The sequence below is a fragment of the Candidatus Zixiibacteriota bacterium genome, assembly GCA_022865345.1.
Classification (GTDB): Bacteria; Zixibacteria; MSB-5A5; order MSB-5A5; family RBG-16-43-9; genus RBG-16-43-9.
Genome location: JALHSU010000204.1, coordinates 1 through 11864, shown reverse-complemented (window position 1 = coordinate 11864; position 11864 = coordinate 1). Strand labels below are relative to the sequence as shown.

Genomic DNA, 11864 nt, shown 5'->3' with positions numbered 1-11864 from the left:
GGGTGGGTGACGGGATTTGAACCCTTTTTGGCACCTCACGCAACTTGTTACGAAATGGGCTATTGCAAAGTTAGACAGAAAGTTCCCCACTTTGTGATAGCCCATCATAACCCATAAAAACCCAAGATAACCCAATCCAAGTTGGCACAAATTTGACACAGGCAGGGGAGGGTAGCCCGCCCCTACCCCTGCTTGCTCAGAATTACATCTGCCTGAAAGAATCTCTACAGGATTATTGCCTGAGCTTTTACTTAAGTGAAGCCTTGGAACAGGAACAGGGTGTCAGCATATTTACAGGTTGACAACAGGATAATCTTTCCTTTAATTATCTGCACGAGAAAAATCTTTCACACCAGGGCAAAATGATAGGTAAAACCATTTCACATTACAAAATCCTCGAGAAGCTGGGTGAAGGTGGGATGGGTGTGGTCTACAAAGCCCAGGACATTAAATTAGACCGCCTGGTGGCTTTGAAGTTTCTACCTCCGCACCTTACCTCTGAGTCTGAGGAGAAAGAAAGATTCATTCACGAAGCCAAAGCAGCATCAGCTCTAAGCCATACCAATATCACCACTATTTATGAGATAGATGAGTTTGAAGGGCAGATGTTTATAGTTATGGAATATTGTGAAGGTAGGACTTTGAAGCAGGTAATTGAGAAAGAAACACTACCCATAAAAAAGGTTTTGGATATAGGTATACAGATATGTGAAGGTTTAGTTATGGCTCACGAAAAGGGCATTGTGCATAGGGATATCAAATCAGATAACATAATGCTTACTCCTCGTGGACAAGTAAAGATAATGGATTTTGGTTTGGCGAAATTAAAAGGAGCCACCAAGCTCACCAAAACCCGCTCGACTTTAGGTACCCTTGCTTATATGTCTCCAGAGCAAGCTCAAGGCGAGGAAGTAGATTCGAGAAGCGATATTTTCTCTTTTGGAGTTGTCTTGTATGAACTGTTAACCAAAAATCTACCTTTTGGTGGAGAACATCAGGCAGCCGTTATCTATTCTATCATTAACGAAGAACCACAGCCGATTGCTCGGTTCAACAATCAGGTTTCTGCTAAGTTGGAGGATATAGTCTCCAAGGCACTGGCAAAAGACAGAGAGGATAGGTATCAGCACGCTGATGAACTGTTGGCGGATTTGAGAAGGGAAAGAAAGAGCCTGGATTATCTGAAGACCGGACAGATTCCTAAAGAGGTTATTGCTCCTAAATCCAAGAGGAGACTTCTGCCTTTTGTAATTCCTGCCTCAGTGGTTTTTATCTTAGTTTTACTTTTCTTAATTCTGAAACCTTTCAAATTTGAAATAGCCCCTGAAAAAGGTGCAGTAGCCAAGGAAAACTCATTAGCTATAATGTATTTTGAGAATTTGGTGGATAGAGAGGATAAGGGAAGGTTGGGTGAGATAGTAACTAATCTCTTGATAACCTCTCTTTCAGAATCACAATATATGAGAGTTATTTCGAGTCAGAGATTATATGATATTTTGAAGTTGATGGGAAAGGAAGGAGCCAAAATCATAGACAAGAATGTTGCTTCCGAAGTAGCCAATAAAGCCAATGCTAAATGGATGGTATTAGGCGGTATCGTTCAAGTGGAACCGAGGATGGTAATAACCACTCAGTTGGTGGATGTGAAGAGTGGGCAGGTGATAGCATCTCAGAGAATAATGGCGCAAACAAAACAGGATATATTCTCCTTAGTTGACACACTGGCGCTGGGAATCAAGAAAGACCTCTCCCTTCCCGCTCAAGCGGGGAAAGAGGAAACTCCTAAGGTGGCAACTGTTACCACCCACTCGCAGGAGGCATATCGTTACTATCTGGAAGGGAAGGACTACAATAGTAAACTTTACTATGCAGAGGCAGAGAAGAGTTACAAGAAAGCTTTAGAATATGATTCCACTTTTGCTATGGCATATTTAGGGTTGGCTTCGATTGCATATAATGTAGGCGACCCCGAGTTAAAAGAATTAATAGCCAAAGCAGTAAAATACTCTGATAAGGTTAGCCAGAAGGAGAAAATGTATATTCAAGCTTGGGAAGCAATTGCATCAGAGAATAGAGTTCAGTGTATTAAAGTACTGCAAAAGCTTGTAGAACGTTATCCGGATGAGAAGCAGGCGTTTTTATTGTTAGGTCAATTGTATCGCAGCTTGCGAAAGTTTCAAGAAGCAGTTCATTGTCTTAGCAAAGCCATTGAGATGGATTCCCTTTATAGGGGTGCTTATAGGATACTTGCCTATGTTTATGATGACAGCGGAGACTATGAGAAATCAATTTGGGCTATTAATAAATATATAGCTTTAGCTCCGGGTGAAGCCCTTCCTTATGATACAAGAGGCAATCTTTATGCCTACAACGGGAAGTTAGACCAGGCAATTGACTCTTACAAAAAGGCTTTAGAGATAAAACCAGACTTCTATAGGTCCCTGTCAAAGCTGGGGCATATGTATCTATTCAAACGAGATTATCCTAAAGCTGAAAGCTGCTATAAAGAGCTTGCCTCTTGCAGTGATAAACGCACTCGGTCAGAAGGGAGGACTTATCTGGCTTATATCCCTCTCTATCAGGGGAAGTTTAATCAGGCTCTTAAAATCTTAGACCAGGGGATTGCGGCTGACCAGATGGAGAAGACAGAAGATTGGACTCTTGCCGATAAGTATTGGTGCAAAGTTGCCGCCTACGAGGCCTTAAGAAACTATCCCTTGGCTTTAAGGGAGCTTGAACTGACCCAGGAGGTTTTCGACCGGGCCTACCCCGATGACCCGGTGGGTCTCCGGCCTTATTTAGTCGATATTTTAGTGGCGAGCGGGAATATTGCTAAAGCCGAGGAAGTTGCCCGCACCTTAAAAAAGCGCATCGAGGAAAAGGGTCCAGCCCTAATGTTCTTCTACTGGAATGCTTCGGGCTCCATTGAACTGGCCAAAGGAAATAAAACGGCCGCTGTAGACTACTACAAAAAAGCGTATAAGGAAGCCAATACCACATACTTCTGGTTGCGCTATCTACTTGCCAAAGCCTACTTAGAATCAGGCAACCTGAGTGATGCAGTAAGCGTGCTGGAGAAAGCTCTTTTAAGATATGATGATATTAGGGCAGGAGAAACGTTGAAAGGCGTGATGGCTTACTATCTTTTAGGATTAGCTTACGATAAATCAGGCTGGACTGATAAGGCGATTGAGAAATATGAGGAGTTTCTGGATATCTTGAGAAATGCTGACCCGGGGATACCTGAAGTTGCAGATGCAAAGGAAAGGCTACAAAGACTGAAGGGGAAAACGTAAATAAGAGTTAAGGTACTACGAGTGCATTCATTTCATCAATGAAATACCCATAGAAACCCACGATAACCTAATCCCAATTGAAACAAAATTGAAACAGGGGGAGGGGGTAGCCCCCCCCTACCCGTTTACATTCAATAATATGTTTGACTGAGAGAATCAATAGGTGTTTTTTCAAGCAAACCTTACTTGAGTGATCTGATTCATAACTGCATTCCTCAGAGATTTAGTGCCGGTTCGAACCCAGATGTAGTATTTCACCTCTCCTTTTAAAAGTGAAATTTATTTCACTTCAGGGGTAATTTCACCCCCTAATAGTCGGCTTGTCAAGCAAAAAAATTCCCACTTTAGCCAAAGTGGGATTCTCTGTAATCTATCTTTTGGCGACCACTTCATTTAGTAATTGAGTTTTCAAAGCACATCCTGGTTTTTCCAATGGCTTGAAAGCTGTTCTCTGCGTAAGGGTTGACAAAGGATTTGGGCAGGGTCTTTGTTGGGGGGGGAAGCTTGCAAGTGAATGCCGAAGAATGCAAACATGATGCTTAATGAATTACAAAAGACAAGAGATCTCTTCCCGCACATTGGTCAACAAACAAAAGCGATGCCAGTTATTAATGCAGAATCACTTAAGGAATTGGAATAGCCTAAACCATCCTTTTCTCTTGAAAATATCCTAAGACCGAACCGAATCAAAAAGCCCTTGGGAGTCCTAATTAAAATATATTATCCCCGCCGGAACCAGGCAGGCTTCACCCCTCAGACTAATATATTTGATATCCTCAGCAATTGTGGAATTTTCTTACAGAGCTTTCTTAGCGTGCTTCTTCAGTCTTGCACTCTTCCTAAGAAAATACGAAATGCCCAGAATCACAGCCACTACAATTAGGATGACAGTTATTAACACTCCTCTTCACCTCCTTTTCTACTCTCTCTATTTCGCCATCTCCATGAGGGTTTTGATCAGATTGATCACTGCTGGACCAGCCAGTATCACCAGAAGCTCGGGAAAGATCAACAAAACTAATGGGAATACCAGCTTCACCTGGGTTTCGTGAGCAGCTTCTTCAGCCTGCTGGCGGCGTTTCACGCGCATTGAGTCCGCCAGAACTCTCAGGGAATTTGCGATGCTGGTTCCCAGTTTTTCCGTTTGTATTAACATTACGACTAGAGACCGAAGCTCATCCACCCCGGTTCTTCGAGCTAAGTTCCGAAAGGCGTCAGCCCTGGTCTTACCAATTAGAATCTCTTGATTAACCAAAAAAAGTTCCTCGCTTAAAGCTTTATGACTATTCTTGGTTTCCTCCGTTATCTTCTGCATCGCCGCATTCAGGCTCAAACCCGCTTCCACGCACACTACGATCAAGTCCAGAATACTGGGGACGGATCTTCTGATTTGCTCTCTTCTTTGGCGGACTTTGTGAAGGACCCAGAACCAGGGTAGACATCCTCCAACGAACACCCCTGCTATCGTAAGAAGAGCTACCACTTCGGGCTGAAGGTGAAAATAGAGTGATAACGAGATACTCAGTATACCCAAGAAAAGAGCCCCGAAAAGTCTAAGTCCATAATAGTTGAAGACGCCCTGCCGACCACGGTATCCCGCCTGAGCTAGCAAAGTTCTTATGCCAGCCGCCTGTTCAGAGCCCAAACCCAAAAGCTTAGAGACTCCTTTAAGGGAAGGAATCGCATTTTTCTCTTCTTCCTCCCCCTTTGGTGCTCCCGCCAAATCTTTCAAACGAAGATGCACCGGATCTTTGGATCTGGAAAGGAAATACAAAAGCACAAAGGAAAAAAGGAAGACTGCCAGAAAAACAAAACCAATAATCAGATAAATAGACATGGCACTCCTTAAATTCGGATATTCACTATTCTTCGTATCACCCAAATACCCACTAACTGCATAAATATGGCGGCGCCTAACAAGTAGTTACCGACCTTTTCCACCAGAAGGATCCTCAGATAATCTGGATTGAGCGCGGTGAGTACCACGGCCACGACTATGGGAAGCACGACTAATACAAATCCTGAAAACCTTCCTTGCGCGGTGAAGATTCTGACCTCTCTTTTCAGGCGGAACCTTTCCCTTACGGTGTTAGCTATCTTCTCTAATATCTCCACTAAATTACCACCGGTCTTCTTTTGAATTGAAAGTGCTGTTATCATAAGTTCCAAATCCTCACTTTCTACTCGCCTCCCCATATTAGACAGAGCCTCAGAGGAGGCCACGCCTAAGTTCTGTTCTTCAAAAGCGATCGCGAACTCAATTCCTACCGGGTCGGGAATTTCCTTTGCCACAAGGCTCAAAGCGGATTCCAGGGAAAATCCAGCTTTAAGGGCATTGGCCATCAAATTAATGGCTTCGGGCAAAAGGGACTCGAATTCCTCTTGTCTTTTTCCTCTCTTCCTCTGAACGTAAGCATAAGGCAAAATCGCACCGACAAAACCCATAGCTAAAGCCAAAGGGAATATTTTCAAGAAACTCATAACCAGAAGAAATAGCAGTCCTCCTAAAGATAGCATCCCTAATACCAAAGCACCGGCTTTAATGGGTAAGCCAGACTGGTCTATGAGATGCTGAAGTTTCCCGGAGAATCGGAACTTGGAGAGTATACGATGTAGGTAGGGAATACCGCTTAAGGTGTCATCTCTCAAGATAGGATAGACCACTCCATTTTCTCGTGGGATCTCCGAAGTCAGTGCCTCCAATCTGGCCCTTACTCGCCGGTTTTGCCTTCCTACTTTCTCACTGAATAGCAGATAGACTGCCACCACGCTTAAGAAAGCGGAGGCGAATACAGCCAGGACGATGTGGTATGACATAGACTGTTTGCCTTTTAAGGACTGAAGAGTTCTGTGGGAAGATGGATGCCCGATTTCATCATTCTTTCCATGAACTTGGGCCGGATACCAGATGGTCGGAAATTTCCCAAAACCTCCCCATCTTTACCCACTCCAGTTTTCTCAAAGTAGAATATCTCCTGCATGGTGATGGTCTCCCTTTCCATTCCCACAATCTCAGATAAGCTGGAGATCTTGCGACTGCCATCGCTGAATCGGGTGACTTGGACCACTACGTTGATGGCGGAACTGATCAGCTCCCGGACGGCTTTCTCGGGTATCTCAATCCCGGACAGAAGCATCAGAGTCTCCAACCGGAGAAGCACGTCTCGGGTGCTGTTGGCGTGAATCGTGCTTAAGGAACCATCATGTCCAGTGTTCATCGCCTGAAGCATATCATATATCTCAGGACCTCTAACTTCGCCTATGATAATTCGATCTGGCCTCATTCTCAAAGCATTGCGGACTAAATCTCTCTGCGTCACTCCCCCCCTTCCTTCAATGTTGGGTGGTCTAGTCTCCAACCTTACCACGTGAGGCTGCTGCATTTTCAGCTCGGCTGAGTCCTCGATAGTTACTACTCTTTCATCCAGGGGGACAAAGGCGGATAAGATGTTCAAAAGGGTGGTTTTTCCCGCACCAGTCCCGCCAGAGATCAACACGTTAAGCCGACATCGCACCATCCCCTTTAGCAATTCCGCTATGGACAGTGTTAAGGACTTGCTCTCCAAAAGATCCTCCATGCTCAACACATTGACACGAAATCTGCGAATGGAAAGAATTGGTCCGTCTAGAGCTAAAGGAGGAATTATGGCATTTACCCTAGAGCCATCGGGAAGCCTGGCATCCACCATAGGAGTGGATTCATCTATCCTTCGTCCCACCTCCGATACAATCCGATCTATGATCAGGAGAAGATGATTATCATCTTTAAACTTAGTATCAGTCAATTCCAATTTGCCTCGTTTTTCGATATATACCTGATTGCAGGTATTCACCAGAATATCGGAGATGTACGGATCGTGCATATACTGTTCAATTGGACCCAAGCCCAGAGTCTCGCTCTGTATCTCTCTGATCAGCCGATCCTTGTTATCCTGGCTCAAAAAGAAATCTTCTTCCGAGAGAAATCGTTCTAATACTTCTTTTATCTGCCCTCGTAAAGTGCTCTTATCCAGAGCAGTCAAAGCCGTCAAATCCAAGCTATCAATAAGCCTCTTCTGCAGCTTAGATTTTAACTCTTGAAAACTATCCCGCTTGACCACCGGAGCTGTCCCTGGATTCTCCTTTTCACCTGGTTCAGCTTCCTGCTTTTTTCTAATCCCAAATCGCTCTCGCAAATTCATGCAGCTACCCTCTTCTAAACTATGGTTTCCTCTCCATATGGAAGCTTAGGCTCCATTCAGGTATATGATTAGCCAATTCTTTGATGCTTTGCGCCACCTTGGAAGTTCCTTTACGGCTAACCAGGGGGATTCCTGTGTTGATCGCCTCAATCACCATGGGATAATCATTGGGGATCATCCAGCTTATCGGGTGATGAAGCGTTTTTTCCATCTCCTCAGGTTTTATAGGATCCCTTTTGTCTATGCGGTTGACCACCAGCCTAACTTTGTCCCGAACATAGTCTAAATCCCGAAACGCTCCCAAAACTTTCTTAGCCGCTCTAACGGAAGAAATGTTGGGAACGGTAACCAAGATTACTGTATTTGAGAGGTCAAAGACCTCGAGATTTTTGGAATCAAATTTGTGGGACATGTCAACGATTACGTAGGAGAATATCGATCTTAAGTGTTGCAGAATTTGATTTATCTGAGAAGAGCTGATATTCTCCGAATCCGCTGGGTTTTTAGGCTCGGCCAGAACAAAAACCCCTGATTCATGACGGGTCATACAGCTTTGGAGCTTCCCCGGATCAACCTCACCGTGTTGGTTTAACACATCGACTATACTATACTCAGGTGATAGATTCATGAAACTGGTGATGTCGCCAAGCTGGAGGTCTAAGTCAATCAAAGCTGTTTTCGTATCCGTGACCTGAGAGAGAGCAACCGCCAGGTTGACCGCCAAAGTGGTCACTCCCATTCCCCCTTTCTTGCTGAATACTGATATTATTCTGCCTCTCTGACCTGCATGAACTTTTTTTTGTCCTTTGATTTTGATTACCTTCTCTATGGCTTCTTTTATCTCATTGGCATCTATAGGTCGACTGAAGAACTCCTGGGCACCAGCTCTCATGGCGGAGATAACCAGCTCGGGATTTTTTTCGAACGAGCTGACAAATATGGCAGATTCCGGGAGCTCCAACTTTATCTGCTCCATCCATCTTAGGGTCCTGCTGGAATCCTTAGGCAGCTCTAGAATTACAATATCTGGTTTTTTTGTCCGGATACCTTCCGAGACTTCATCAGTATTTGGGGCAGCTAGAAACAGCTCCACATTACCCATCAACTCAAGCTGGATTTGTATTGATTTTCGGATAGACTTATCTGAGTCCACTATTATTATTGAGAGCCTGTCTGCCATAATTCTCCTCTATTACTAAAAGTCCATTTAGGAGCGTTTGCTCTTAGGTAGCTCAGATTACCTGGACAAGCTAAAAACTTAACACTCCTAAAACACCTCTCCCTTCTTCGAAAAGCGGAGAGATGGACAATCAGCGTAAGGTCATTATCTTACCAGAGTCACTGTGGTTAAGAAGCCTTCCGGACATTCCGGGCAAGGTTCACCCTCTGTTACTAATTTCATAAATCGACCAGTTATGTCAGCCGCATTGTGACCCTCGACAAAAAGCACCAAGAGCTTGGATACGACCAGATGTTGTGGTGGCCCGGGCTGTAAACCTAAGGTAGGGTCAAAAGCAGCCAATTTTATCACTCTGGGGCTCACTGGGAAAGCAGAATTTATAACCCTGTTTGTAACTGGGTCCCATTCCGCCCCAGGATCCTGATTGATTAAACCTTCAACTCCCTGACTTGTCGGACCCACCCTGTGACCAGGATATCTATAGAGTAAGTCTCCTATGGAAACGACAATGGAAGGGTCGTAACAGCCTACTATCCATTCTTTATATAGATCCGTTCGAGGATTGCCTTCATTTATCGGTGGAAAGCATACTTCAAAGTACCATTCCGATTCCCACTTGTCAGCCTTATTTGGTTGTATGATCACCTGATCTCCGACGTCATCCGGGACTCTATAGCCGGTTATATTGGGGTCATAAGACTCGCCCGGATCCCATATATGATCACTATCCGCATCCGCCCATTTGTCGGGGATACACCAGGGCCGAACACAACTCACTCCAGAGATGGGCATAACCCTGGCTGTGGCTGTGGCAGCCATTTCTCCTTTGTTCTCCAACAATGGGTCGAGCACCCTGAGGAAATAGAGCGTCACCGGGTCACCAGTAGCTTTTCTGCGATGGGTTTTGACCGTTACCGTACCCGAATCGTAGTCGACGTCCACATCATCGTCGCCTATAACCACCGGACGCTGAATATCCTGAATCGCCAGATTGAGACCAGCCACTCTTATCGCCTCCGCTCTGGCCTCGGCTACAGCAGTGGCTTCATCACCAGTGCTGATCGCCAACGCCGTCGCTCCAGCTAAGGCGGAGGCATCCGCCGCATTCTGAAGCTGGGTCTTGGCTAACTGAATCAAAGACATGTCGATAACTAAAACCGCAAAGCCAAAGATCATCACGATGGCAACGACAACCATTATCATAGTTGCCCCTCTTTTGTCTTTTAGCAGTCCTTTCAAAGGTCTCATTTTTGAATCATCCATCTTACTGTGCTCAACGTCCATCTCTAAATTTGCCAAACAAATCAAGCCCAAGATCTAAGGCTCCGCACTACTTCTTATCCAACTATCCTTTTTTTAAATTCCACCCTTATGCGTTTTTTACTTTGCATGATGCCATCTGCATTTCGCAGTTTGCCATCCTTTTTTCTCTGTTTTCTTCTCTCTTCTCAAGTCAAGGGTTTACTTCTTCACTTCCTCTTCCCCCGGAAGTGGGGGAATAGTCTCTTCTGCTACAGAGTTTATTATCCTAGGTGAAACTATAATTAAAAGCTCGGTCTCGGATTTGGTAGTCTCCCTTCTGCTAAAGATAAGATTCAGGATGGGAATATGACCTAAAATTGGAACTCTCTTTATGGTCTTGGACTCTTCTGAGGAAAACAAGCCACCTAAGACCACTGACTGCTGGGAATTCAGCTCCACGGTAGCCTCCGCCTTGCGTGTGCGAAGGGCTGGGATAATGTAACCTCCGAATGAAACCACGTTCGCATAATCTAAGCTAGACACCTCCGGCGAGATCTTCAAGTTGATCAGGTTGGAATCCACGATGGTGGGAATGAAATGCAACCTAGTCCCGTATTCTTTCCACTGAATGCTCACGGAAGGAACCCCTCCAGCACCCACTGTCTGAGCCACGGGGACGGGGATTTCCCCACCCACCAAAAAGCTTGCCTCTTCTCCGCTCAAAGTGAGAAGCTGAGGATTGGCCAAGAGCTTCAAGTCACCCTTTTGCTCCAGCGCTTTAATTATGGTGGATAAGTCTTCCTTATTTCCCAACCACTTTATCACTGCGGTGATTCCGTCTTGAGCCAACAGTTCCCGACTGTGTTGGTCCGGAGAAGTTGCTTGTCCGGCATATGTACCCACCGTCAACTCCTTGCCCGGCTTGACGTCACGGTCGAGTAGCAGAAAGTCAAGTCCATACGCACTTAACGCAGATTTATTAACCTCGCCCACCTTCACTTCCAATACCACCTGCTGTCCAGAGATATTGCGCTCCACCTTGACATCATACATGGTATGCTTTTTGGATTCCCCCCACACCGCCAGAGAAGTAACTCCTACCCCCTTACCAATAATCACCAGCTCTGTGGGCGTAACCGACACCACGTCTGCTATCTCTTCATTGGCTATAGAAACGATTTGAATCTTCTCCGGATAATTCAAAATTATGGATTTCCCTTTTACCACTCTTAATAACTGCTGCTGGGCGGATAAGGGGGGGAGGAAAAAGACAAAAAGAAGAAGCAATGTAAATAGAACTAAAAATCTGCCCCTCGTAACCTCGGCTCTTTTTCTCAATTTGATCACCTCTTGTAAATGTATTTTAAGAAAAAATCTCTTTAGCGTCTACTTATTTTCCTCTTTCGTTTCAGGCATGGCTGGAGTTTCCGACTTCTTCTTGGTTCCCTTTATAATTATCATCGTGTCAGGTTTTGTCGGCGCCTTCGATGCCGACACCTCCTTGACTCTATAAACTACCCTGGGTTCAGGCTTCTGTTCGAAGGTTCCTTTCAACATTCCGCTTTTGCTGAGCAAGCCAACCTTCACTGTGTCCTCATCCGTCGGATTTCTTAAAGCCAAATTAAGTTTCCCCTGATTGGAGGCTAAGGCTAAAGCTTGAGCTCCGTCAGGATCAACCAATAAAGTCACTGCTTGAACGGTGATAACTTTGTTCTCTTTCTGTTCGGTCTTTTCTCCTGCCGCCAAAACCTCCACATTCTGGAGAATGGTTTTAGCAATGGCGTCATCGTAGCTTCCTCCGGGACGGCGAGCCGTTAAAATAACGTCCACCCTGTCACCGGGGAGGATGAAGCCGGAAACCCCGGAGACCTTGTCTACCTGAATGGACGAAGCTCTCATGTTTTTGCTGATCAAAAGAGAAAGACCTCCCCCTTTGGAGGAGAGCTTTGAATCCAGTATCGGCTC

At 45.1% G+C, this 11864-nt stretch carries 8 protein-coding genes; 1 reads left to right on the top strand and 7 read right to left on the bottom strand.

The genetic code is table 11. The features are described from left to right. Nucleotides 1-362 precede the first annotated feature (362 nt). The gene (locus MUP17_10225) at nt 363-3296 is read left to right on the top strand and encodes a FlgO family outer membrane protein (protein ID MCJ7459357.1); all 2934 of its coding nucleotides are present in this window, start codon (nt 363-365) and stop codon (nt 3294-3296) included. A gap of 928 nt (nt 3297-4224) precedes the next feature. Here the strand turns inward: MUP17_10225 and MUP17_10220 are convergent. From MUP17_10220 to cpaB, 7 genes are all read right to left on the bottom strand, one after another. Next, complete coding sequence (locus MUP17_10220; protein ID MCJ7459356.1) at nt 4225-5133, bottom strand: type II secretion system F family protein; 909 nt, start codon at nt 5131-5133, stop codon at nt 4225-4227. Nucleotides 5134-5141: 8 nt separating this feature from the next. After that, nucleotides 5142-6113, bottom strand: a complete 972-nt coding sequence (locus MUP17_10215) for a type II secretion system F family protein (protein MCJ7459355.1) — start codon at nt 6111-6113, stop codon at nt 5142-5144. A 14-nt stretch (nt 6114-6127) separates the two neighbouring features. Continuing rightward, the gene (locus MUP17_10210) at nt 6128-7477 is read right to left on the bottom strand and encodes a CpaF family protein (GenBank protein MCJ7459354.1); all 1350 of its coding nucleotides are present in this window, start codon (nt 7475-7477) and stop codon (nt 6128-6130) included. Nucleotides 7478-7496: 19 nt separating this feature from the next. Continuing rightward, the gene (locus tag MUP17_10205; GenBank protein MCJ7459353.1) at nt 7497-8657 is read right to left on the bottom strand and encodes a response regulator; all 1161 of its coding nucleotides are present in this window, start codon (nt 8655-8657) and stop codon (nt 7497-7499) included. Between the two features lie 144 nt (nt 8658-8801). Continuing rightward, nucleotides 8802-9860, bottom strand: a complete 1059-nt coding sequence (locus tag MUP17_10200; protein MCJ7459352.1) for a pilus assembly protein TadG-related protein — start codon at nt 9858-9860, stop codon at nt 8802-8804. Nucleotides 9861-10118: 258 nt separating this feature from the next. Continuing rightward, complete coding sequence (locus tag MUP17_10195; protein ID MCJ7459351.1) at nt 10119-11237, bottom strand: pilus assembly protein N-terminal domain-containing protein; 1119 nt, start codon at nt 11235-11237, stop codon at nt 10119-10121. 48 nt (nt 11238-11285) lie between these two features. Further along, nucleotides 11286-11864, bottom strand: a 579-nt coding sequence (gene cpaB, locus MUP17_10190) for a Flp pilus assembly protein CpaB (GenBank protein ID MCJ7459350.1), incomplete at its 5' end; no start/stop codon positions are given.

Bases quoted from the DNA above. Each gene is read 5' to 3' on its own strand.
- MUP17_10210 (MCJ7459354.1), bottom strand. From the start codon at position 7,477: ATGAATTTGCGAGAGCGATTTGGGATTAGAAAAAAGCAGGAAGCTGAA.
- MUP17_10225 (MCJ7459357.1), top strand. From the start codon at position 363: ATGATAGGTAAAACCATTTCACATTACAAAATCCTCGAGAAGCTGGGT.
- MUP17_10200 (MCJ7459352.1), bottom strand. From the start codon at position 9,860: ATGATAATGGTTGTCGTTGCCATCGTGATGATCTTTGGCTTTGCGGTT.
- MUP17_10215 (MCJ7459355.1), bottom strand. From the start codon at position 6,113: ATGTCATACCACATCGTCCTGGCTGTATTCGCCTCCGCTTTCTTAAGC.
- MUP17_10205 (MCJ7459353.1), bottom strand. From the start codon at position 8,657: ATGGCAGACAGGCTCTCAATAATAATAGTGGACTCAGATAAGTCTATC.
- MUP17_10220 (MCJ7459356.1), bottom strand. From the start codon at position 5,133: ATGTCTATTTATCTGATTATTGGTTTTGTTTTTCTGGCAGTCTTCCTT.